This window comes from Streptomyces sp. NPDC093109 (assembly GCF_040701725.1).
GTDB lineage: Bacteria > Actinomycetota > Actinomycetes > Streptomycetales > Streptomycetaceae > Streptomyces.
The window spans coordinates 258015-281266 of record NZ_JBFBEZ010000001.1 but is presented as its reverse complement, the minus strand read 5'-3'; the positions used below and the strand labels follow the sequence as shown (position 1 = coordinate 281266).

General features: G+C 69.7%; 15 protein-coding genes and 2 pseudogenes. 4 read left to right on the top strand and 13 right to left on the bottom strand.

Annotated elements, in window-relative coordinates; genetic code table 11:
- Positions 1-13: 13 nt before the first annotated feature.
- Positions 14-3394 carry a S8 family serine peptidase gene (locus AB0389_RS01245; RefSeq protein WP_366393206.1) on the bottom strand — a complete coding sequence of 1127 codons (3381 nt, stop codon included), beginning with the start codon at positions 3392-3394 and terminating at the stop codon, positions 14-16.
- 307 nt (positions 3395-3701) lie between these two features.
- Between AB0389_RS01245 and AB0389_RS01240 the strand changes: the two genes are divergently transcribed.
- The gene (locus tag AB0389_RS01240; RefSeq protein WP_366393205.1) at positions 3702-6917 is read left to right on the top strand and encodes a glycoside hydrolase N-terminal domain-containing protein; all 3216 of its coding nucleotides are present in this window, start codon (positions 3702-3704) and stop codon (positions 6915-6917) included.
- 45 nt (positions 6918-6962) lie between these two features.
- Here AB0389_RS01240 and AB0389_RS01235 read toward each other — a convergent pair.
- Positions 6963-7067: pseudogene (locus tag AB0389_RS01235) on the bottom strand (transcriptional regulator); the annotation flags it as partial.
- 217 nt (positions 7068-7284) lie between these two features.
- On the opposite strand from AB0389_RS01235, the pseudogene AB0389_RS01230 reads away from it, so the two are divergent.
- Positions 7285-7410 (top strand): annotated as a pseudogene (locus tag AB0389_RS01230) (SDR family oxidoreductase); the annotation flags it as partial.
- Positions 7411-7470: 60 nt separating this feature from the next.
- Here the strand turns inward: AB0389_RS01230 and AB0389_RS01225 are convergent.
- The 4 genes from AB0389_RS01225 to AB0389_RS01210 all read right to left on the bottom strand — a co-directional run bounded on the left by AB0389_RS01225 (position 7471) and on the right by AB0389_RS01210 (position 10584).
- Complete coding sequence (locus AB0389_RS01225) at positions 7471-8490, bottom strand: aldo/keto reductase (protein WP_366393204.1); 1020 nt, start codon at positions 8488-8490, stop codon at positions 7471-7473.
- A gap of 29 nt (positions 8491-8519) precedes the next feature.
- The gene (locus AB0389_RS01220) at positions 8520-9419 is read right to left on the bottom strand and encodes a helix-turn-helix transcriptional regulator (RefSeq protein ID WP_366393203.1); all 900 of its coding nucleotides are present in this window, start codon (positions 9417-9419) and stop codon (positions 8520-8522) included.
- A 239-nt stretch (positions 9420-9658) separates the two neighbouring features.
- Positions 9659-9796 carry a hypothetical protein gene (locus tag AB0389_RS01215; protein WP_366393202.1) on the bottom strand — a complete coding sequence of 46 codons (138 nt, stop codon included), beginning with the start codon at positions 9794-9796 and terminating at the stop codon, positions 9659-9661.
- Positions 9793-10584, bottom strand: coding sequence for an acyl carrier protein (locus AB0389_RS01210; RefSeq protein ID WP_366393201.1), 792 nt, complete (start codon positions 10582-10584; stop codon positions 9793-9795). The genes AB0389_RS01215 and AB0389_RS01210 overlap by 4 nt, the downstream gene beginning before the upstream one ends.
- A gap of 146 nt (positions 10585-10730) precedes the next feature.
- On the opposite strand from AB0389_RS01210, the gene AB0389_RS01205 reads away from it, so the two are divergent.
- Entirely contained in the window at positions 10731-11174 is a 444-nt protein-coding gene (locus AB0389_RS01205; protein ID WP_366393200.1) for an RlpA-like double-psi beta-barrel domain-containing protein, read from the top strand.
- A gap of 138 nt (positions 11175-11312) precedes the next feature.
- Here AB0389_RS01205 and AB0389_RS01200 read toward each other — a convergent pair whose 3' ends face one another.
- The 5 genes from AB0389_RS01200 to AB0389_RS01180 form a co-directional block, all read right to left on the bottom strand.
- Complete coding sequence (locus tag AB0389_RS01200) at positions 11313-13286, bottom strand: hypothetical protein (protein ID WP_366393199.1); 1974 nt, start codon at positions 13284-13286, stop codon at positions 11313-11315.
- A gap of 94 nt (positions 13287-13380) precedes the next feature.
- Complete coding sequence (locus tag AB0389_RS01195) at positions 13381-14202, bottom strand: carbohydrate ABC transporter permease (RefSeq protein WP_366393198.1); 822 nt, start codon at positions 14200-14202, stop codon at positions 13381-13383.
- Between the two features lie 31 nt (positions 14203-14233).
- The gene (locus AB0389_RS01190; protein WP_366393197.1) at positions 14234-15163 is read right to left on the bottom strand and encodes a sugar ABC transporter permease; all 930 of its coding nucleotides are present in this window, start codon (positions 15161-15163) and stop codon (positions 14234-14236) included.
- Between the two features lie 5 nt (positions 15164-15168).
- Complete coding sequence (locus tag AB0389_RS01185; protein ID WP_366393196.1) at positions 15169-16458, bottom strand: extracellular solute-binding protein; 1290 nt, start codon at positions 16456-16458, stop codon at positions 15169-15171.
- A 74-nt stretch (positions 16459-16532) separates the two neighbouring features.
- Positions 16533-17567, bottom strand: coding sequence for a substrate-binding domain-containing protein (locus AB0389_RS01180; protein ID WP_366393195.1), 1035 nt, complete (start codon positions 17565-17567; stop codon positions 16533-16535).
- Between the two features lie 123 nt (positions 17568-17690).
- On the opposite strand from AB0389_RS01180, the gene AB0389_RS01175 reads away from it, so the two are divergent.
- On the top strand, positions 17691-19301 hold the full coding sequence (locus AB0389_RS01175; RefSeq protein ID WP_366393194.1) for an FAD-dependent oxidoreductase: 1611 nt from the start codon (positions 17691-17693) through the stop codon (positions 19299-19301).
- A gap of 13 nt (positions 19302-19314) precedes the next feature.
- On the opposite strand, the gene AB0389_RS01170 is transcribed toward AB0389_RS01175, so the two are convergent.
- Together AB0389_RS01170 and AB0389_RS01165 are read right to left on the bottom strand one after the other, a co-directional pair.
- Entirely contained in the window at positions 19315-20352 is a 1038-nt protein-coding gene (locus AB0389_RS01170; protein ID WP_366393193.1) for a LacI family DNA-binding transcriptional regulator, read from the bottom strand.
- An 18-nt stretch (positions 20353-20370) separates the two neighbouring features.
- Positions 20371-22839 carry a glycoside hydrolase family 2 TIM barrel-domain containing protein gene (locus AB0389_RS01165; RefSeq protein ID WP_366393192.1) on the bottom strand — a complete coding sequence of 823 codons (2469 nt, stop codon included), beginning with the start codon at positions 22837-22839 and terminating at the stop codon, positions 20371-20373.
- Between the last annotated feature and the right edge of the window lie 413 nt (positions 22840-23252).

The window sequence follows — 23252 nt, the reverse complement described above, 5'->3', positions numbered from 1 at the left end:
ACCGTGGAGATGGTCAGTTGTCGAGCGGGGTCACAGTGAAGGCACGGATGATCGTCTGCTCGGCCGTGTTGCCTCCGCGGTCCACCGCCTTGGCGCGCAGCGACACCGAGCCGGCGTCCGCGGGGGGCCGCAGCAGCAGACTCCGGCCCGCGCTCACGGGCACGTTCTGCCACGTCTTGCCCGCGTCGTACGAGACATCCACGGTCAGCGACCGTACGCCGCCGCCGGCTCCCTCGACGGTGACCGGCACGCGGACCGGTTCACCGGCCGGCGCGCTCGAGTCCGCCGTGAGGCTCGGTGCGTAGCGGACGTTCAGCAGCGGGATCCGCTGGGTGCCGGTCGCCACCGTGGCGGAGCGGAACGTCCAGGTTGACATGATCCGGGAGGAGACGCCGGTGATGGAGGCCTGTTGGCTGAGGTCGGTGGACAGGGTGTAACGGGCTTCACCGGCAGGCACGTTGACATTGGTGGAGGGCGGGGCGGCGATGTCGGCGAGGGTGGAGCCGTCGGCGACGAGCGTGGTGCGGGCGCTGCCGCCGAAACGCAGTCCCGTGCTGCCCGGGTGGCCCTCGCCGTCGGTGTGGAGGGGGAGGCGCATCCGGAGTGTGTCCCCGGTGCGCAGGAGCCCCCAGCCCTCGTTGCCGAAACTGTCCCGGCCTTCGGCCAGACCGAGTCCGGGGCCGAAGACGCCCACTCCGTAGCTGGTCCGGTACGTCCGGCCGGCCCGGTACCGTCGTTCAGGGCTGTAGTAGCTGGCCTCGTTCTGCAGCGTCGGGCTGTTCTGCGTCACGATGAAGCCCCAGGAGACCGCGGCTTCCGTGTTGACGTAGTCGATCTGCGGACGGGGCAGGGCGGCGGTACTGCGAAGGGCGACCCCCGCGGAGCTCATACCGTCCGCCGCGTACGGTACGGCCGAGACGTCGGCCCGCTTGCCCGCGACGGAGGCGCCGAGGGTGCTGTCGATCCGGGCCAGGTCACCACGGGTGAGGTGCCGGGTGAGACCGGCTGCGCCGCGCCTGTCGGGGAGCGAGTAGGCGAGGCGGTAGTGGGGGGATCCGGTGGCGTCGGATGCCTCGGGACGGGACCAGACACCACCGATCATCGTCCGGAGCGATCCGGTGGTGGCCCGGCCGCCGATCTGCGCGAAGGAGAGCCGGTCGAACGCGCCCAGCCAGGAACTCGTCAGGCGGCCCTGCCCGTCGTCCGTGGTCCTTCGGACGGCCAGCACACCGCTGGCCGCCGTGGCCTCGCGATCGGGCAGAGTGACGCTCACGGGCTTGGCGACACGGGCGTCGAGCGTCAGGGACGTGTTCCTGTCCATGACGATCTGCGGCCGGTAGAGGACCGCCCGCTCGTACGAGCCGTCCGCCCGGCGGGTGGAGACGGTGCTGGTGAGGTGGTAGGTGCCGGGGGGAAGGCGCACTGCCGACGTACCGTCGGACCGCATCGAGAGCGAGTACATCTCGCCGGTGGTGACCTCGTAGAGAGTGTCGCTGGTCAGGGGGGACGGGGTGTTCCCGTCCGCCCCGATGTGCCCCAGTGTCAGATCGTAGGCCTCGTTCTCCCGGACGGTCCCGAGCGGGGTGCGGGCGACCACGGCGGAGGCCGTGGTGGCGGTCACCGCGCCGGACAGCTGGCCGAGGGCCGGGCCCACGCGGGTGTCGCTGGTGACGGTGGCGGTCGCGGTGCCGCCGGCCGGGACGGTGACACGCTCGGGGGAGACTGTGAACGTGCCGTCGTTGACCGGCCGGCCGGAGCGGTCGGCCGTCGACGCGGTCAGGTCGAGCACAACGTCCTCGTCGCCGCTGTTGCGGTACGTCAGGGTGGCGCCGGCCGGCACGTTGTCGGTGTGCGGATACGTGGCCAGACCGAAGCTCAGGGAGGCCGGGGAACTGGTCACCCGCCCGCTCATAGCGGCGGCGACGTCGACCCGGCCCGCGCCCTGCTGGAACGCGCCCTGATCGGCGGTGGGCCGGGCGGAGGCCATCAGCGCGCCCTTCAGCCGCTCCCCGGACCAACCGGGGTGCGCGCCGGCCAGGAGCGCCGCCGCGCCGGCGACATGCGGCGTGGCCATGGAGGTGCCGGACGCCGAGGTGTGGTTCTCGTCGACCGGCCCGTCACCCGGCTGTACACACGTGTTCTGGCACATCGTCGTGCCGGACGCGCGGGCGGCCACGATGTGCACACCGGGGGCGGTGATATCGGGCTTGACGGCGTTGTCGCCCACCCGGGGCCCCGTGCTGGAGAACGACGCCAGGGCGTCGGAATCGTCGACGGCGCCCACCGTGAGCGCGGCGTCCGCGCTGCCGGGGCTGCCGACCGTACTGTCACCGTTCCTGCCGTCGTTGCCCGCGGCGACGACGAACAGGGTGCCGTGCTGGGCGGACAGGTCGTCGACAGCGGCTTCGAGAGGGTCGGTTCCCGCGCTGTCCGGGCCACCCAGGCTCATGTTGACGATGTGCGCGCCCTGGTCGACCGCCCACTGCATCCCCGCCAGGATCCCCGAGTAGCTCCCCTCGCCCTTGTCGCCCAGCACCTTGCCGTTCAGCAGGCCGGCATCGGGGGCGACGCCCCTGAACGTGCCGTCGGACGCGGCACCACTGCCCGCTATGGTCGACGCCACGTGGGTACCGTGCCCGAAGTGATCCTTCGCGTCGGCGGCGGTGGAGAAGTTCTTCTCAGCGACGACACGGCCGGCCAGGTCCGGGTGAGCGGTGTCGATGCCGGTGTCCAGCACAGCCACCTTGACATCCTTGCCGGTGTAACCGGCCGCCCACGCGCTCGGCGCTCCGATCTGCGGCACACTCCGGTCCAACGTGGCCTTCACCTTGCCGTCGAGCCAGATCTTCCGGATCCCGGCGGCTGCGGAGCGCTGCCCGTCCGACGCGAGGGAGGCGGCCGGGCGGGTCAGAACCTTCCACAGCTCACCGGCCCGCTTCCTGTCGACCTCGACGGCGGCGCCGCGTACGGCCGACAGCTTCCTCGTGACGACCGTCCCGTCGGGAACGGGGCGCGAGCCCAGCCGGGCGGAGGACAGCGAGGTGGACGTGGTTCCGCCGAGGATCAGGGGGAGTTGACCGAGGTGCGCGTCGTCGTACCCCGCGTCCAGCAGAGCCTTCAGATCGAACAGGCTCCGGTCCACGGTGTCCTGGGCGAGCATCCGCTCCGCGTCCGCGGGGATGGCGTACAGGTGCTCGCCGGAGCTCTCGACCCGGAAGCCGATATCCTCGCGGCCTTCGGCGGGCGTGACCGACACCAGGTCGTCGTTGTGGTCCACCAGGAACCGGTCCCCGGTGATCAGCGTCACCGCCCGCGGTTCGAGCGTGCTGTGCGACTTCTGGGCGGCTCCCGCCGGGGACGCGGCGGCCGAGGAGGACACGGCAGTTGAGGACATCGATGTCACGAGCGCCAATGCTGTGCAGAACGTCAGACGGACAACCTGCGGTCTGCGAAGGGATAACACGTGTCGGCCTCCGTAGCGGTGAAGGGTGTGCACACGCATCACAAGGTGGCAGACGGTTGAACTCACAACAACGATGTGTCATGACGCGTCTGCGCCATGGCGCGAACAAGCCACGTAATAAGCCGGAAAGATGGTCTGCGCTTCCCTTCCCCGGCGACGATGATGGTGTCTCCGACGGGGATCGACGGGGCAGCGCTTCCTCGGAAACGAGCCGATGAACGGGCCGGGAGAAATTACTGTGACCGATGAATCCCAACCGCAGCGACGACGCGTCCTCAAGTTCGGCGGTGCTCTCGCTCTCACCCCCCTGGTCGGTCAACTGACCGACGGAATGCCCGCGGTGCAGGCGCAGGCCGCCGCCGCGGGGAGCGGCGCGCCGGCGGCTGTCCGGTGGCCGGCCCTGTCACGCGAGGCACTGACGTACGCCGTGCCCGCCACGGACTGGGAGTCGGGGGCCCTGCCGATCGGCAACGGCCGGCTCGGCGCCATGCTCTTCGCCGATCCCTACGAGGAGCGCGTGCAGTTCAACGAGCAGAGCCTGTGGGGCGGTGTCAACAACTACGACAACGCACTCGCCGGCAAGCCGGACAGCGATTTCGACACCGGCATGACCGGCTTCGGCTCGTACCGGAACTTCGGTGACCTCGTCGTCACCTTCACTCCCGGCGCACACCCGAAGATCACGGCCCCGGGGGGACCGTACAGCAGCTCCTCGTCGGAGGGCGTCGACAAGACGTACGACGGCGACTCGGCCACCAAGTGGTGCGTCGAGGGACCCGGTTCGCAGGTGCGGTGGCAGGCCGAGCTCCCCGAAGCCGTCACGGTCGCGACCTACCGTCTGACGAGCGCGAACGACGAGCCGCGGCGCGATCCGCGGGAGTGGACGTTCTCAGGATCCGCCGACGGCGCGACCTGGACCACACTGGACAGCCGCGTTCTGGAGGCGCCCTTCGAGAGCCGTCTCCAGACGAAGGAATTCACCTGCGCCGACGCCGCGGCCTACCGATTCTACCGGTTCGACTTCGTGCCCAAGGCGGGCGTCAGCCACTTCCAGGTGAGCGAGATCGGACTGTCCGGCGTCGACCTCGACGCGGGCGGCACGGTCTACCTGTCGTCGCCGAGCGGCCACTGTGAGGGAGCCGGCGCCGGTGCCCGGAACGGGGCCCGCACCACGGACATATCGCGTTCTGTGGACGGCGATCCGGCCACGGTCTGGCGGGTCGACGCCGCCGCCCCGGCGGTCGTCTGGCAGGCCGACCTGCCCCGCGCGGCCGTCCTCACCTCGTACGCGCTGACAGCGGCCCCGGACCGGCCGCGGGACGACCCCCGACGGTGGGTGCTGGAGGCGTCGCAGGACGGGCATGCCTGGACGGCCCTCGACACACAGCACCCCGGAGCCCCCTTCGCGGGCCGCGGTGAGACCCGGACCTTCGGGGTCACCAACACCACGGCCTACCGCGCCTACCGGCTCACACTGACTCCCGGCGCCTCCGCCACCGGCTTTCAGATCGCGGAGATCGCACTGGCGGGCAGGGGCTTCGGCACACGTACGCGGCGGACGGTCGTCGACTACCGGCGCAGCCTCGACTTCGTGGAGGGCGTCCACGTCACCCGCTTCGGCGCGCCCGGACGGCGCATGCTGCGCGAGGCCTTCGCCGGCCGGTCCGCGGACGTCATGGTCTTCCGGTACACGTCGGAAGCCGCCGGGGGACTCTCCGGAGCGATATCGCTGACATCCGCACAGGACGACGCCCCGACAACCACCGGCACCGGGCGGATAGCCTTCAGCGGTGTCATGGGCAACGGCCTCAAACACACCTGCACCGTCCGGGCCGTGCACACCGACGGCGACGTCCGCGCCGACGGGCCGGTGCTGCGGTTCAGCGGCTGCACCACACTGACCCTGTTCCTCGACGCCCGCACCGACTACCGGCCCGACGCCGCCGCCGGATGGCGTGGAGCCGATCCGGAACCGGTCGTCGCCAGGACGCTGGCCGAGGCGACCGCCCGGTCCTACGACGAGCTGCGCGACGAGCACACCGCCGAGACACGCGCCCTCATGAACCGGGTCTCGGTCACCTGGGGCACCTCCGACCCCGCCGTCGTCGCCCTGCCGTCCGACGCCCGGCTGGCACGTTACGCGGCGGGCGGCGAGGACCCGGCACTCGAGCGGACGATGTTCGACTACGGCCGGTACCTGCTGATCAGCTCCTCCCGCCCCGACGGCCTGCCCGCCAACCTCCAGGGCCTGTGGAACGACAGCAACCAGCCGGCGTGGGCCTCCGACTACCACACCAACATCAATGTCCAGATGAACTACTGGGGAGCCGAGACGACGAACCTGCCGGAGTGTCACGAGGCACTCGTCCGCTTCGTCGAGCAGGTGGCGGTGCCCAGCCGGGTGGCGACCCGCAACGCCTTCGGCGAGGACACACCCGGCTGGACCGCCCGCACGAGCCAGAGCATCTTCGGCGGCAACTCGTGGGAGTGGAACACCGTCGCGAGTGCCTGGTACGCCCAGCACCTGTACGAGCACTGGGCGTTCACTCAGGACCTGGTCCACCTCCGCACCGTCGCCCACCCGATGATCAAGGAGATCTGCGCGTTCTGGGAGGACCAGCTCAAGGAGCGCGAGGACGGCCTCCTCGTGGCACCGAAGGGCTGGTCCCCCGAGCACGGGCCGCGCGAGGACGGCGTCATGTACGACCAGCAGATCATCTGGGACCTGTTCCAGAACTACCTCGACTGCGAGGCGGAGCTCAACGCGGATCCCGCATACCGGGACAGGATCGCGGACCTGCAGGCGCGCCTCGCCCCGAACAGGATCGGGGCGTGGGGCCAGCTGCAGGAGTGGCAGGAGGACAACGACAGCCCCACCGACCACCACCGCCACACCTCGCACCTCTTCGCGGTCTATCCGGGCCGCCAGATCACCCCGAAGACGCCCGACTTCGCCGCCGCGGCCCTCGTCTCGCTCAAGGCCCGGTGCGGTGAGAAGGAAGGCGTCCCGTTCACCGCCGCGACGGTCTCGGGCGACAGCCGCCGCTCATGGACCTGGCCCTGGCGGGCGGCTCTCTTCGCCCGCCTCGGCGACGGGCACCGCGCCGGGATCATGCTGCGCGGACTGCTGACGTACAACACACTGCCCAACATGTTCGGCAACCACCCGCCCTTCCAGATGGACGGCAACTTCGGCATCACGGGCGCCGTGGCGGAGATGCTCCTGCAGAGCCACGACGGCGCCCTCCACCTCCTGCCCGCCCTGCCCGACGGATGGAAGGCCAAGGGCTCCTTCACCGGGCTCCGCGCCCGGGGCGGCTACGAGGTCAGCTGCGCGTGGCGGGACGGGAAGGTCACGTCCTACAGAATCGTGGCCGACCGGGCGCGGAACCGGAAGGACGTCACGGTACGGGTGAACGGCGTCGACAAGAAGGTGAAGCCGGTCAAGCCGTGACGGCGGCACCGTCTCGCGTGCCGGAGAAGCGGGGTCAGGGGCCGCCTACGCACCCTGTTCGAGGGTGGCGGCCCAACTGGCCAGGAGCCTGAGGCCGTCGTGGGAGGGGGTGCCGGGTTCGGCGCTGAGAGCGGTGAGGGTGAGGCCGGGGTCCTCGTGGGAGGGCGACGAGGTCACCTGGCTGGAGCACGTCACCGACGCCGAGTACGGCGGTCCGTGCACCAGCCCCCGTACCTCGCACTGACCACCGCCGACGGAACGCGAGTGGCGCCCCGCCCGCAGGACATCGCCGCACCTCTGATCCGCCGGCCCACGATTGCCGGGGGAACTGACGGCAGCCGAGGCCATGGCCGAGATCATGAAGCAGCAGCCGATCGGGCGGCTCGGCCGGGCCGAGGAGATCGCCGCGGCCGTGCTGTGGCTGTGCAGCCCCGCCGCGAGCCTCGTCGTCGGTGTCGCCCTGCCGGTCGACGGCGGATACACCACGAGCTGACCGGCCGACGTTCCGCGCGGCCGGCCGGCCGTGGACGCGCTCGCCGTGGACGCGCTCGTGTCAGCGGCGTCGCTGGTCGGCGCGCAGCTCGAAGTCGCCGTAGCTGTTGTCGACCGGGTTGACCGTGACGCCGGGCGCGACGATCTCGTCGATGGCGTCGAGCACGTCGGACGGCAGTGTGACATCGGCGGCCGGCAGAAACGCCTCCAGCTGCTCCATGGTGCGCGGACCGATGATCGCCGAGGTGACGCCGGGGTGGTTGATGACGAAGGCGACGGCCAGCTCGATCAGGGTGAGACCCGCTTTCTCCGCCAGGAGCGCGAGCTGTTCGACGGCGTCGAGCTTGCGCTGGTTGGCGGAGGTGCTCATGTCGAAGCGGGCCTGGGGGCGTGCCGCGGAGGCGGGGCCCTCGGCGGCGTCCTTGCGGTAGCGGCCCGAGAGCCAGCCGCCGGAGAGCGGGCTGTAGGTGAGGGTGCCCATGCCGTGGCGGCGCGCGGTGGGCAGGACGTCCTCCTCGATGCCGCGGACCAGGAGGGAGTACGGCGGCTGCTCGGTCACGAACCGCTCCAGGTGGCGTTCCCGCGAGGTCCACTGGGCCTCGACGATCTGGGAGCCGGAGTAGGACGAGGAGCCGATGTAGCGGATCTTGCCCTGGTGTACGAGGTCGGAGAGGGCGCCGAGGGTCTCGGCGACGTCCGTGCCGGGGCTGGGGCGGTGGACCTGGTAGAGGTCGATGTGGTCGGTGTCGAGCCGGCGCAGGGAGTTCTCGACCTCGCGGATGATCCAGCGCCGTGAGCCGCCTCGCTGGTTGGGGTCGTTCTGGTCCATCGGCATGAAGAACTTGGTCGCCAGGAACACGTCCTCGCGGCGGCCCTTGAGCGCCTTGCCGACGATCTCCTCCGAGACGCCGGCGGAGTACACGTCCGCGGTGTCGACGAAGTTGATGCCCGCGTCCAGGGCACGGTGAATGATCCGGATCGAGTCGGCCTCGTCCTCGTTGCCCCAGGGGCCGAACATCATCGCGCCCAGACAGAGCGGGCTGACCTGGACACCGGTGCGGCCGAGCGGTCGGTACTGCATGAAGGGTTCTCCTCGGGTGTGTTCAGTCGTCATCGGTCGTTCGGGGCCGGGACGGCGGTCCCGGTGCCCGCCCAGTTGGCGAGGAGGCCCAGGGCCTCCCTCGCCGGGGAGTCCGGCTCGGGCGTGCAGAAGTTGAGGCGGAGTCCGGGATCGGCGGGCAGATCCATCGCCTCGTAGGGCAGGGCGAGATCGCCGACCAGAGGGTGGTGCAGGTTCTTCACCCCGGAACGGTGGAACTTCACGTCGTGGCGGGCCCACCGGAGGGCGAAGTCGTTGCTCTTGGAGGTCAGTTCCCCGATCAGGTCGGTCAGCGCCTTGTCGTGGGGTGTCCGGCCCGTCTCGATGCGCAGGAACGCGACCGAGTCGTCGGCGACCTTGTCCCAGTCGACCCAGAAGTCCTTGCTCATGGGGTCCAGGAACAGGAAGCGGGCGCTGTTGACCGGGCCGCGCTGCGCGAACAGCGGCGAGTCGAAGAGGGGCGCGTACAGCGCCCGCCCCAGTGTGTTCGCGGCCAGGATGTCGAAGCGCGCGTTGCGTACGTACGCCGGCACATCCGCCATCGAGTCGAGCAGGCGCAAGATCGTGGGCCGCACCCAGGACGCCGTCGCCGCGGGGCGCCGGCCCGAGGGGGTCGACGCGTGGGCCAGGTCGTAGAGGTGGGTGCGCTCGGCCTCGTCCAGCCGCAGCGCGTGCGCGAGGGATTCCAGTACCGAGTCCGAGGCGCCGGAGAGGTTCCCGCGCTCCAGGCGGACGTAGTAGTCGACGCTCATACCCGAGAGCAGCGCGACCTCCTCACGGCGCAGGCCCGCGACGCGCCGGTTGCCGCCGTGGACCGGCAGCCCGGCCTGCTCGGGCGTGATCCGGGCCCGCCGGGTGCTCAGGAACTCGCGGACCTCGGCGGCCACGCTCTTCCTGTCTCTGTCTGCCATCGTCCGGATCCCCGCAATCGCTCCGCCGCCGGCGACCGCGCCCCGTGGGACGATCCGACCCGACCTGCGACGGCGGTCCCCGCCGTGACCTCCACCGTAGGCCCGTCCGCGATGACCTGCGAGGTACTGCCAGTACCTGGAAGACCAGTGACTGCCATCTCTGTGCCCGCACACCAACGTACGACGGGACCGGCGGCGTCGCCACAGCTGTCGGCCGGGGCGTTGGCGTATCCGGCATGTCACCGCGTCGGAAGCGCTCCGGCAAGGTAGTCGCGGCGGGTGGCGCGGCGGGCGAGCTTGCCGCTGGAGGTGCGGGCGACACCGCCGGGTGCTGTCAGGACGATGTCGTCGGCGCGCAGGTCGTGGCGGGCCTTCACGGCGGTGCGTACCGCGCCGATGAGGGCCTCGGGTGCGTCGTCGCCGTCGTACTCGATGACGACGACGAGGCGTTCGCCGTCCGCTCCGGGTGCGGCGAAGGCGACGGCTCGGCCGGGGCGGACACCGGGGTGGGCGGTGTGGACGGTCGCTTCGATGTCCTGGGGGTAGTGGTTGCGGCCGTCGAGGATGACGAGGTCCTTGATGCGACCCGTGACGTAGAGCTGGTCGTCGTAGAAGACGCCGAGGTCGCCGGTGCGCAGCAGGCCGTCCTCGCCGAAGGTGTCCAGGGAGCGCCGGGGGGCGCGCCAGCGATGTCCGGATCGCCCTGCGGCTGCCGCGATTCCCGCGGCGCACGGGGCGCGGCGGGCGCGTCCGCCAGCAACCCGTCGACCAGCAGATCCACCGTCGGGAACTCCCAGACCAGAGCCGGGGACAGTGGACGTCCGAGAAACTCCTGCACAGCCGCGATGACAGTCACCGCACCACGGGACGACAGCCCGAACTCCTGCGTGGGCCGGTCCGTTTCGACATCCTCGGGCCGCAGCTCGCACTGTTCGGCGATCCGGGCACACAGAAAACCACGCAACTCGCTCGCTGACGGCACTGACAGAAACCCCCACCCCCCGGCCTGCCAGGACGAGGAATATCCGACTGAACGTCGGTAGTGATGAGGTACGTCCGGTTGGAGCACACTGGTGAGGATGTCAACGAGATCCACCCGGCCCGATCGAGCCCCGTCCACCGGGAGCTTCCGCGTGCTGTGCGGCGGTCCGACCCACCTGCCCATGGCCAAGGTTGGAGGTGGCTCGATATCTGATCACAGCTTGGCCTTGAAACATCTGTGACGTGAGTGGGTCCATGGGAAAACATGACCGTCGCCGGGCAGCCCTGCCCCGCATTCCTTGAACCACCGTTCTTCAAGGAGCTGATCACGTGTCCCGCCTCACGAACGTCATCAAGGGAAGTGTGCGCAGCCGCGCCGTACTGGCCGGCATCGCGTCCGTCCTGGCCGTGGGAGCCACCGGTGTCACGGCCGGCCCCGCCGCCGCCGCGGATGACGTCTCGGTCCAGTACGTCCACTACGGGGACGGCACGTACTACAACACCGGTCTCGGTGCCTGCGGGTGGAGGAACAACGACAGCCAGCTGGTGGTGGCTGTCTCGCAGCGGTGGTACGGCACCGCTCCCAACCCCAACAACTCGGCCGCGTGCGGCAAGCAGTTGAAGGTCCGCGGCCCGCTCGGCGTGGTGTACGTGACGATCGTCGACAAGTGCATGGGCTGCGCCACGGACGATCTGGATCTCAGCCCCGCCGCCTTCCGCCAGATAGCGAACATCAGCCAGGGCCGGGTGTCCATCCGTTGGGTCTGGGCGTAGTCACCTCGCACGGCTGACGGCTGACGGCTGACGGCAGTACGCGTACACCGTCGCCGTCCGCGTCGGCGGCCAGGTCCGAGGACGGGATCTGGCCGCCATCCGGGGCGACACACCGGCCCGTGCCCGGGTGGTCTCGACTCAGCTCACCGGCTCGACACGGAGATCCACCGAGAGCGTCCCGGAAAAGCTGATGGTGAGAATGCGATGGGTGCGATTGCCCAGGTAGGACCGGTCCAGCGGCGCGTACTTCGCTTCACGGTTCACTCCCCAGTCGATGATGAACCGCATGCTTCCGCGGGTGACGGTGAGCCCTCGGGTGACGGTGATCGTTTCCTGTCCGTAGGGCGCCGGTGTGCCGTTGGCGAAGGCCACTTGGTCTCCGGTGCCGATGATGAGGGGGATGCGTTCGCGGGACGCTCCCGGCGTGGTCAGCACACGCCCGATGCCATCAGCACGGTGTGTCACGTCCGTTGTCACGGCGCCGTCCTCGGTCACGTACCTCGTGGTGAACACACCCGTGTATCCGGTCAGCGCGTCCGCCGGGATGACGGCACCGGACGCCGTCGACCCGGCGTGGTGCGTCGCGTTCACCGGGCCACGTGAGGAGGCGGTGCCGACGGTGTCGGCGACGGTCGTCCAGTCATCCGGCCCCGTGCTGTTGACGGTGAGGGCGAGCATGCCGGCGACGGGGTGCCAGAACGCGTTCGTCCCCATCCGCTGGAGCGAGTTCTGCCGCACACCGTAGAGGCCGGCGGTGTAGTACCCGGGACGGCGCACGAACACGTACTGCTGGTCGAGGGTGCCCTTGCGGAGTTCGGTGAACGTGGACTCGCGCAGATAGCGCAACGCGGCGACCTGTGCGTCGCGCTGGGCGCCAGGGATCCCGAGCGGGGCCTGCGGGACGTGCATGTGCAGCCGCGGCGACGAGTCCTGCTTCTGCCGGGGGGAGACCGGCGCCGTGGAGGCGCTCCAGGCGTCGCGCGCCTGTGTCTTCTCCTCCGCGCCGGCGAAGAACGCGCCCAGCGCGGGCACATGGGGCACCAGGGTCCGCGCGAGCGCGCTGCGGTCCAGGTCGTCCACCGGAGTGGTGACGAACGTCGCGACGATGTTGCGCGCGCTCGTCCCGGAGAGGATGAAGCCCTCGTTGCGTCCGGGTTCCATGACGACGATGTAGCCGAACCAGGCGGCGAACCGCTCGGCCAGCTGGATGATGGCCGGGTCCGGCAGCCGCTTGTACAGCGCGCCGAGGTCGGGGAGCATCACGTCGAAGTTGTACCCGGCGTCCGGTGCGACGGGCTCGTGGAAGAACCCGGCGGGTGCCTGTCCGTCCTTGAGGATGATCTGAAGCCGGTTCGGTACGGAGGCGCTGACGGCCGGTTCGCCGAGGATGTGCGCCGCTTCGACGACGCCGGAGAGCCCCGCGACGACCTGGTTGGCGTACTGGACCGGGCGGTTCCAGTGCGGACGGGAGGTGTCGACGAGCCATGCGGAGCTGGCGCGGATGGCGTCGCGGATCCGCAGCCGGCGGTCGTACAGCTCACCGGCGGCGCGGAGGTCCCGGAGGACGGCGGAGAGCGCGACGGTGCCGAACCCGGTCGGGGAGAGGTGGTGTTCGGTCGGCGAGTACTCCGGGTACGACCCGTCGGGGTGCTGCAGGGAGAGGTAGAAGCCGAGGGCGGCGTCCAGGCGCGCGAGGAGCGCGGGGTCGCGGTAGTACGGGTTCCACGGCCGGTCGTTGGCGTAGAACCACGAGAGGGTGGCGACATGCTCCATGATCCGGGAGTTGTACGGCTGGTTGGGCGTGCGCTGCCAGCCGTCCTCCATCCACCCGTAGTTCGGCGCGACGTCCCGGACGCTGTTGGCGAGCGGAGCAACGATCATCAGGTACGCGGCGAGTACCTGCTCGTTGGGCGCGAACTGCGTCCGTACCGGCCGCCCGGCCGGGAGCGGGGCGACGAGCGGCAGCACGGTGCCGTCCGAGGTCGCCAGCGCGGGCGCCGCTCCCGCGCTCCCCATCCCTATCACCGCCGCGGCGGTGCCGACGCCGACCAGGAAGTTCCGTCGGCTGAGCGGCGGCAGCATCGGTGGGCGTGTCTGATCCTCATGCGTCATCTCGACTCCTTTGTCGTGCGACCGGGGCGATGAGGTCAGCGGCGGCGTCCGGTCCGCGTCGTCGCTGTGGTGGGTCAGCTCATCCCGGGTCGGCTCATCCCTTGAGCCCGGTCTGGGCGAGACCCTGGACGAACTGCTTCTGCGCGATGAGGAACACCACGAGGATCGGGACGACGGTCAGGGACGCGGCGCCGAGCTGTGTGTTCCACATCTGCTCGCCGTAGAAGTCCTGATAGCGCGTGATCGCGAGCCCGAGCGTGAAGTTCTCCGGGGTGCGCAGGAAGATGAGCGCTTCGAAGTACATGTTGAACGAGCGCAGGAACGCCATGATCCCGACCGCCGCGACCGCCGGCGTCGCCAGCGGGAGGGCGATCCGGAAGAACACCCCGGCGCGTGACACGCCGTCCAGCCGCGCGGCCTCCTCGTACTCCTTCGGGAAGCTGAGGAAGTGCTGCCGGAAGATGAACACGGAGACGACCGCCGTGGGCCCGAAGACCGGCAGGATGATGAGCGGCCAGTGCGTGTTGGTGAGGCCCATCGCCCGGACCGCCGTGAAGATCGGGATGATCGTCACCTCGGTCGGCACCATCATCGTGGCGAGCATGAGCGTGAACGCCGCGTTGCGCAGGGGGAAGCGGATGCGGGCGAAGGCGTAGCCCGCCATCGCCGACAGCAGGATCGATGCCAGGGTGACGACCACCGCGATGTACATCGAGTTGCCGTACTGCCGCAGGAACGGCTGCGCGGTGAAGACCTGCGCGAACCCGTCCAGCGTCCACTCCTTGGGCAGCAGCGTGGGGGGCTGGACGAAGATCTCGTTCGCCGGCTTGAACGACGAGAAGATCATCCACAGCGTCGGATAGAGGAACGGGAGGGACGCGACCACAAGCAGCGCGTACAGCGTGACGGTCGTCACCCGTGAGCGGCTGCGTGCCGCGCTCGACGCATCAGACCTCATCGTGCACCCACTTCCGGCGGGAGGTCCACTGCAGCATCGTCAGGGCCAGGATGATGGCGAAGAGCACCACGCCGATGGCGCTGGCGTATCCGAACTGCTGGCTGACGAAGGCCGTGCGGTAGAGGAAGAACGGCAGGACGTTGGTGGCATTTCCCGGCCCGCCGTCGGTGAGCAGCTGTACGGGAGCGAACACTTCGAGCGAGCCGATGGTGGTGAGGATCCCGGTGAGGAGGATCGTCGGCGCGATCATCGGGACGGTGATCGACCGGAACGATTTCCACGGCGACGCGCCGTCCAGCTGGGCGGCCTCCCGGATCTCCTCCGGGACACTCTGGAGAGCGGCGAGGAAGAGCACCATGTTCATGCCGACGCCCTTGAACACCTGGACGACGACGAGGGAGATGAGCGCGGTCGAGGAGTCGGCGAGCCAGCTGGGTCCGTCGATGCCGAGGAGCCGGAGCGCGCCGTTGATGCCTCCGTTGGGGGCGAGGAGGAAGCCCCATGTCACGGACCAGGCGACCACGGACACCACGACCGGTGAGAAGAAGACCGTACGGAACGCGGTGATGCCCTTCATCCGCCGGTTGAGGAGAACGGCGAGGCTGATGGCGATCACGAGGTTCAGCACGAGGACGCCCGCGCTGAAGAACAGACTCGCGACGACCGACGCGGAGAAGGTCGGATCGGCGAAGAGGCGGGAGTAGTTGCCGAGTCCGGTGAACTCCATCTCGCCGGTGAGCGGACGCCACTCGTTGAGGCTGTACCAGATGACGAAGAGGAAGGGGACGACGCCGAGGATGATGACGCCGAGGACCTGGGGCGCGACGAAGGCCACGCCGAGCCAGCGGTCCCGGTCAGGACGGGGGCGCGGGTTCGGCACGACCTTTCGGTCGTTCGCTGCGGAGGTACGTGCGGTCACTGGGGTCAGCCCTTGAGCGTCGGCGAGATCTGTTCGCATATACCGGTGACGGCGGCCTTCACGTCGCCTCCCGACCACACCGAGTCGAGGCCCGCGCGGACCTTGTCGGAGAACTGTGAGAGCACCGGGTGCTGCGGCTTCACCGAGGCCTTGGGGACCACGTCGAGAATCGCCGACTGGATCGCCTCGGGTGAGAGCTTCGGCGCTGCCTTGGAGAGCGTCTCCACATTGAGGAGCGACTTACGGGGCGGCGGGAAGAACTGCGCGAGCAGCTCGGCGTTCGTGGGGTTCGTCAGGTAGGCGAGGAAATCGGCCGCCTGCTCCTTGTGGGTGCCGCGTTCGAGCACGCTCACCCCCGCCTGTCCGACGATGGGGTGGTAGCCCTTCGGCCCTGCCGGGAGGGGGAGGAACGACCACGTGAAGCTGTCGTCGAGGCTCCCCGACTGGCTGAGCTGCGCGATGCTGAAGGCCACGTCGCCGCTCGCGAACGCCGCGGGCTCCGCGTTCCCCGAGACGGCGGGGATGGCGCCGCGGCTGATCTGCTTCTGGTACCAGGTGAGGTACTCGGTCATCTCCGGCGACGCGAACTCGCATGTCGCGCCGTCCTCGGACCACGGAGCGGCACCCCATCCGCTGCCGAGCATGGTCACCGTGCTCCAGTTCGTGGGGTTGAACGTCGGGATGTTCAGCCCCACGGCCTTTGTCTTGCTGTGCGTCGCCGCGGCGATGTCACTGACCGTCTGCCACGTGTACTCCGGGGTCCCGACCAGTGCCGCCACATCGGGCTGGCCGGCGGTCTTGAGGAGGTCCTCGTTGACGTAGAGCGCGAACGGCGAGTTGGAGAACGGATACGCGTAGACGCCGCCCTTGTCGTCCTGCCACGGAGCGAGCGCGGCGGGGAGGATGTCGTCGAGGCCGTAGCCCTCGGTGCCCTTCAGCGTGTCGCGGACATCGTGCAGGACGCCCGCGTCGACGAACTCGGGGCCGCTCGCCTCGGGTATCCAGGCCAGGTCGGGAACGTCGCCACCGGCGATCTGCGTCGTCAGCCCGGCTATGTAGTCCGGGTTCGTGACGGGCTCGAAGGTGATCGACGCGACCTCGTCGCTGTGCTCCGCGACATAGGCGTCGCCGACCTTCTTCAGCAACGCCAGGTGATCCTTGTTGGACGACCAGAGCGCCATCTTCAGGTCCGCAGGACCTGACTCACCGGTGTCACCGCCGCTGCACGCGCTGAGGAACAGGGCCAGAACTCCGGTGAGCGCGATGGCGGCTCTTCGGGATCGGGTAGCTCGCATGAAGTACTCCTTCGTACTCATTCCGCGCCTCGCAGCGCTCCGCGGAAAGTAAAGTACCAGCGCTACCGAGAAAATCAAGCCATATTTTCGAGAACTTGTGGAGCCGCTGTCGAGTCCCGAACGATCAGCTCTGTCGCGAGATCGGTGTGGTAAACGGGAGGCGCTCCGCCGAGCAGCAGCTTGTGCGCGACGTCCACCGCGTACGACCCCATCGCTTCCGACGGCTGCCTGATGGTCGTCAGCCTCGGCGCCGTCATCCGCGCGACGGGTTGATCGTCGAACCCGATGACACTGAGGTCGCGCGGGACGGAGACGCCGGCGCGCCGCGCGGCTTCCAGGACCCCGGCCGCCTGCGCGTCACTCGCCGCGAAGATCGCCGTGACGCGGTCCGGCCGGCCCAGGAGGGACTCCGCGGCCAGCAGTCCCGATTCGTACGTGAAGTCGCCTTCCTCGACGATGTCGGCGCCGGGCCGGATCCCCGCGGAGGCGAGCGCGGCCAGGTGCCCGTGCTTGCGCGCGATCGACGCCTGTGTGTCGGACACGCCGCCGAGGAAACCGATGCGCGTGTGCCCGAACGACAGCAGATGCTGGGTGGCCGCCATGCCGCCCGCGAAGTTCGTCGCGCCGACGGAGTACGAGTCGCTGTCCGGCAACCGGTAGGTGTCGACCTCGACGAGGGGGACTCCGTTCTTCGTGAGCTTCGCCCGTTCCTCCGTCCTCAGCCGTGATTTCACCGCGATCACGGCCACCGGCCCGTTCCGCTTTGTCCGCTCGATCCATCCCGCGGCGGGCACTCCGTCGGGAAGGTCGAGAAGGACCAGCTCAAGCCCGGCCTCGTGGGCCGCGCGCATGGCGCCGCGCAGGATCTCCACGGTCAGCGGCGACGACATGCTCGAACTCGCGAGCACGACCACCACCGTCGCCAGATCGCGCCGGGAGCGCTGCTTCGGCGACAGGTACTGCTTGTCGCGCAACACGGACTCCACCCGCACACGGGTGTCGGGGGCGACGTCCGGCGCCCCGTTCACGACCTTCGAGACGGTGGAGACCGAAACACCCGCCTCGCCCGCCACCTCGGCGAGCGACGGTCGACGCTCCTTGTCACGCATGAGTATCCCTTCGATCACTTCGAGTTCTGGAAGTCTACGGCGAACGACGTCGCCTTGAGAGATTTCACTTCAGTATGATCGGGAAACTTACCGAGAGTTCTCGGGAAAGAAAGGTGTTCTCCCGTGACAGGACAGCAAGCCGACCTTCTCATCGTCGGCGGTGGCGTCGGCGGCGTCTCCGCCGCGCTCGCGGCTCTGCGCCGCGGCAGATCGGTGATCATGACCGAGCAGACACCGTGGCTGGGCGGACAGTTGACGGCTCAACTGGTGCCCAGCGACGAGCACCGGCGCATCGAGACAACCGGCCGCAACCGCAGCTACGCCCAGTTCCGCGAACTCGTACGCGAGCACTACCGGACCTACTATCCGCTCACCGCGGCCGCGAGAGCCCACCAGCACCTCAACCCCGGCGCGGCGTGGGTCAGCCCGCTCAGCGTCGAGCCGAAGGCCATCCTCTCGGTGATCCACAGCATGCTGCGCCCGTACGAGGCGTCCGGACGGCTCACACTCATGCGGGAGACGTCGCCCGTCGCCGTCCACACCGACGGCGACCGCGTCACCGCGGTGACGGTGCGCGACCGCGCGGGAGAGGTGCGCGACCTCTCCGCGCCGTTCGTACTGGACGCGACCGAACTGGGCGACCTCCTGGAACTCGGCGGAGTCGAGTTCGTCACCGGCCGCGAGGCCCGCGGCGAGACGGGCGAGCCGGGCGCACCGGAGACCGGCGATCCCCTCGACATGCAGAGCGTCACCTGGTGCTTCGCGGTCGAGCACCTCGCCGGCCAGGACCACACCATCGACCGGCCCGACGACTACGGCTTCTTCCGCGAGTGGCGACCGCCGCAGCTCGACGGCGAGAAGATGCTCGGGTTCCGCCGCGCCGCCCACGACGGATCGATCGCCAGGGAGTACACCCTGCGCGTGAACGACGACGACGACCCGTTCGCCATCGACGTGGACCACCGCAACATGGGCAAAGCCCCCGAGCTGTGGAACTACCGCCGCGTCGCGGCGCGGCGCCAGTTCGAGGACGGAGCGTACGAGAGCGACATCGTCATCGTGAACTGGCCGATGAACGACTACGTCGGCGGTACGTTGTTCGGCAGCGACGGCGCGGCGGTCCACTGGGACCGGTCGAAGGCGCTGAGCCGGTCGCTGCTCTACTGGCTCCAGACGGAGGCGCCGCGACCCGACGGCGGCGTCGGCTGGCCCGGACTCCGCCCAGTGCCGCGCGTCACGGGGACGCCGGACGGTTTCGCCATGATGCCGTACTTCCGGGAGTCACGCCGTATCCGGGCGGAGCGGACGATTCTGGAGCAGGATTTCGACCGGGACCTCCGCGACGGCCGGGGCGCCGAGCGCTATCCGGACACCGTGGGCGTCGGTCACTACTACTGGATCGACCGGCACGCCACCACCGGTGGCAGCGCGGGCGGCGGCGGCCTGCCGGAACCGTTCGAGATCCCGCTCGGCGCCCTCCTGCCGCGGCGCGTACGGAACCTTCTCCCCGCCGCGAAGAACATCGGCACCACGCATATCTCGAACGGCAGCTACCGGCTGCAACCCGTCGAGTGGTCCATCGGCGAGGCCGTGGGAGCCCTCGCCTCGTACTGCCTCGACCACGGCCTGGAGCCGTCCGCGGTGCGCTCCGACGCGCGCCGGCTCGACGACTTCCAGCGCGACCTCGAACGCGGAGGTGTGCAGCTGCGGTGGGATCCCGCGCTCCGCTGGTAGACCGCCGCGAAGGTCAGGCCCCGACCGGCGCACGACCGGTCGAGGCTCTGACCCGCAGTGTTGGGGTCGCGTCCTGATGAGTGGACGGGGCCGCACCGTCGATGACATCGAGGAGCCGGCGCGCGGCATGGGCGCCGAGCGCGACGATGTCGTGGCCGAGCGCCGTCAGCCCCGGCGTCACGAGGCGGCAGAGCAGCGAGTCGTCCCACGCGACGAGGGAGACGTCGCCGGGGACCGAGAGACCCAGTTCGTGTGCGGTGGTCAGCGCCACGACCGCCATGACGTCGTTGTCGAACAGCAGACCCGTCGGCGCCCGGGGCGACGACAGTACGGCGCGCGTGGCCGCCGCACCGGAATCCGGCGAGAGATCGGTACGCACGATGTCGTGTTCGAGGCCCGCGGCGCGAGCGGCGTGCTCGAACGCGTCGTCGCGGATGGCCGTGTACGCGTAGCGGTGGGGACCCGCGACACGGGTGATACGCCGATGGCCGAGGGCCGCGAGATGCTCGACCGCCCGCCGCATCGCCTCGGCGTCGTCCGTCCACACCGTCGTCAGCCCTGCCGCGACGCTCGGGTCGCCGACGACGACCGCGGGGACACCACCCTCCGACACGACGGAGATCCGCGGATCGTCCGGGACCAGATCGGTGAGCAGGACGCCGTCGACACGACGCGACCTGTGCCATCGCCGGATCGCCTCGGCCTCGGCGTCCGCGTCGGGCACGACCTCCAGCAGGAGCCCCATCGAGCGGGACGCGAGCGTCGCCTCCACCCCGGCGATGAACTGCATGTAGAACGGCTCGACGGAGAGATCACGAGGGTCCTTGGCGAGCACCAGACCGATCGTCTCCGCGCCCGCACCCGCCAGCGTGCGGGCGGCGCTCGCCGGCGACCAGCCGAGCCGGGCCGCCACCTCCAGGACCCGTTCGCGCGTGGCCGAAGACACACCGGACCGGCCGTTCAGAGCATAGGAGACGCTCGCGGTCGACGTCCGCGCCTCCCGCGCGACGTCCGCGATGGTGACCCGCCGGGGCTGCGGAGCACTCGTCATCACCGATGCCAGCTCCCGTCAGTCGGAACCGATGATATCCCGCAGCGAGGCGACGACGAACGCCGCCTGCGGCGAGGCGGGATCGAGCGGTTCCGGCGCGCGCACACGGAAGATCTCGGTCTCTCCCGGCAGCACGGTGGTGAAGCCGCGGTCGACCGTCGCCCCGGGATGGATCCGGTCCGGCTGGACGAGCACATCGCGCGCGAGGTGACGCGAGCGGACACCGATGTCCAGTCCACCGGCGACGGCGGTGACCGTGACCTCCAGCGGCGTTCCGTCGAGCCGTACGTCCCTCGGCGGAGCGAAGTACCAAACGGCCCGCTCGCCGTCGACCGTCGCGATGATGAACTCGGCGCCCGGATCCGACGGATCGGCGACAGCCGACGGCAGCGTCACGCGGGTCACCGAACGCGGCGGAACCGAGAGCGCGTACGACCGCTCCGCGACGGGCACACCGTCGATACGCCGCCGAGCCAGATGCGCCCTTGTGTCCCACGCCTTGTCGTCGTCGTTGATGACGCAGAGTTCCAGTGCGCCGTCACACGGCTCGATGGTCACGACCCGCGGCGCGTAGATGTCGCGCAGAGCGAAGTAGAGCGGCTTGCGGCGGCCGGCGCTGTCGATCGCCGACCACGACGTGACGGGCCAGAGGTCGTTGAGCTGCCACACGATGGTGCCCGTGGTCCGCGGCCAGCTCGCGCGCCAGTGCAGCACGCCGGTGCGGACCGCCTCGACCTGCATCCACTGCGTCTGCAGGTGCCACCGGTCGAAGTCCTCCGTCGGCGGGAGGTGCCGGGCGAGGTTGCGCGCGAGCTTCGCGTGTCCGTCAATGGCCTTCTGATGGTGGCGCACGTTCTCCGCGTCGATGCGCAGCTCGCGGTCGGTGATCGCGTCCCGGAGCGTTCTCCAGGCCGCCGCGCCCTGCCAGCCGAACTCGGACACGAAGCGCGGAGAGCTGTCCCGGTAGACCGCGTAGTCGTCCTCGTTCCAGGCGTCCCAGGAATGGAACGTCTGGTGGCCGGTGTCGTTCGGGTCGTGCGCCCAACTGCCCGACCAGGGGCTCCCCTCCGTGTAAGGACGGGTGGGGTCCAGCTCGCGAACGAGGTCCGGGAGCCACTCCAGGTAGTACCGCTCGCCCCAGGTCAGCTCACCTCCTGGCTGCGCCGCCCAGTCCTTGTCGAGGCGCATCCAGAGGTTCTCGTTGTTCCCGTTCCAGAGGGCGAGGCTGGGATGAGAGCTGAGCCGCACGATGTTCTCGCGGGCCTCGGCGAGCACCTCGGAACGGATCGGCTCCTCCTCGGGGTAGGCGGCGCACGCGAAGAGGAAGTCCTGCCACACGAGCAGGCCGAGTTCGTCGCACGCCCGGTAGAACGCGTCGCTCTCGTAGACCCCTCCGCCCCATACGCGGACGAGGTTCACGTTCGCGTCGGCGGCCTGTTCCAGACGGGTCCGGACGCGGTCGGCGGTGACCACCCCGGGGAAGACGCTCTCGGGGATCCAGTTCACGCCCTTGACGAACAGAGGGCGCTCGTTCACCGTGACGACGAACGGGGTGCCGTGAGCGTCGGGTGCCCGGTCGACGGCGACCGTTCGGAAGCCGACCCGTGTGCGGTACTCGTCGAGCCGCTCCTTCCCGGACCGGAGCGATATACCCACCGGATACAGGTGCGGTTCGCCGAGTCCTCGCGGGTACCACCGGCGCACGTCGGGAACGGCGACGACGACGGTCGCGGAGTCCTCGCCCGGCTGGACCTCGGCGTGGACTGCCTGCCCGGCGATCTCGACCTCCAGGTGGAGCGGGAGTGCTGCCCCCGAGCCGGTTCGCTCAAGGTCGATGTGGGCGGTGAGGATGCCGGTGTCCTCGAACAAGCCGACCAGGGGACGCACCGCGGCGATCCGCGCCGTGCTCCACGTCTCCACCTTGACGTCGCGCCACAGTCCGCAACCCGGGAGGGTCGGTCCCCAGTCCCAGCCGAAGCTGCTCGCCATCTTCCTGATGAACGCGAAGGGCTGTGGGTAGGCGCTGGGCCGGGCTCCGAGCGCGCGCTCCCACTGCTCCGCCTCCGTGTACGCGGACGTGAACCGGACGTCGACGGTATTCGCCGCGGCCGCGACCGCCGTGATGTCGAACCGGGAGGAACGATGCATGTTCCGGGTACTTCCGACCGTCCGCCCGTTGACCGCGACGGACGCGACGGTGTCGACACCGTCGAGGACGAGATCGATCCGCTCTGCGCCAAGGGCGGCGGTGAACGTGCGGCCGAGTCCCCAGTCGCATCTCGACACCCATGAGACTTCGTCCTCGTTCTGGTCGACGAAGGGGTCGGGGATGAGGTCCGCTGCCAGCAGGTCGAGATGGACCGCCCCCGGAACCTGCGCGTCGATGGCCCGGCCGATGAGCGGTATGGCCGCTTCCGGCACCGGAGTCCGGCCGTCGGCGACGACTGTCCACGTCCAGCGTCCTGCCAGGTCCAACGTCGTGCGCATGCGGGCTTCTCCTCGCCGAGGCAGGTGGCATTCGAGCGTAGCCTAAGCGCTTAAGGTCCGCCGGGACAGGACTCGGACGCTCCATGCGCGCATCTGCGTCTGTCCGTCGTCGCCATCCGGTGACACCGGATGCCGGCCTCACGGCCGGCGGGGCGGCAGTGCGGAGGACGCATGAACCGCGCCTTGGCCCGGAAATGCCCCGGAACAGCTGGTCAGGGGTGGGATAGCAGTGGGGTATATCGGCAGTTGCTCTGCACTTCACCCCGTGGCTCAGATGCCCGCCAGGAAGGGCGCCTGTCAGGTGAATTGCCTGTTCAGGCGCCCTTTTTTGGCGTCTAGAAGAAGCCCAGCTTCTTCGGCGAGTACGACACCAAGAGGTTCTTCGCCTGCTGGTGGTACAGCGCTTGCGAGCC

Excerpts from the sequence above, each read along its gene's own strand:
- AB0389_RS01245 (WP_366393206.1), bottom strand. The coding sequence starts at position 3,394 with ATGTCCTCAACTGCCGTGTCCTCCTCGGCCGCCGCGTCCCCGGCGGGA.
- AB0389_RS01225 (WP_366393204.1), bottom strand. The coding sequence starts at position 8,490 with ATGCAGTACCGACCGCTCGGCCGCACCGGTGTCCAGGTCAGCCCGCTC.
- AB0389_RS01220 (WP_366393203.1), bottom strand. The coding sequence starts at position 9,419 with ATGGCAGACAGAGACAGGAAGAGCGTGGCCGCCGAGGTCCGCGAGTTC.
- AB0389_RS01210 (WP_366393201.1), bottom strand. The coding sequence starts at position 10,584 with ATGGGCAGGTGGGTCGGACCGCCGCACAGCACGCGGAAGCTCCCGGTG.
- AB0389_RS01200 (WP_366393199.1), bottom strand. The coding sequence starts at position 13,286 with ATGACGCATGAGGATCAGACACGCCCACCGATGCTGCCGCCGCTCAGC.
- AB0389_RS01185 (WP_366393196.1), bottom strand. The coding sequence starts at position 16,458 with ATGCGAGCTACCCGATCCCGAAGAGCCGCCATCGCGCTCACCGGAGTT.
- AB0389_RS01180 (WP_366393195.1), bottom strand. The coding sequence starts at position 17,567 with ATGCGTGACAAGGAGCGTCGACCGTCGCTCGCCGAGGTGGCGGGCGAG.
- AB0389_RS01170 (WP_366393193.1), bottom strand. The coding sequence starts at position 20,352 with ATGACGAGTGCTCCGCAGCCCCGGCGGGTCACCATCGCGGACGTCGCG.
- AB0389_RS01165 (WP_366393192.1), bottom strand. The coding sequence starts at position 22,839 with ATGCGCACGACGTTGGACCTGGCAGGACGCTGGACGTGGACAGTCGTC.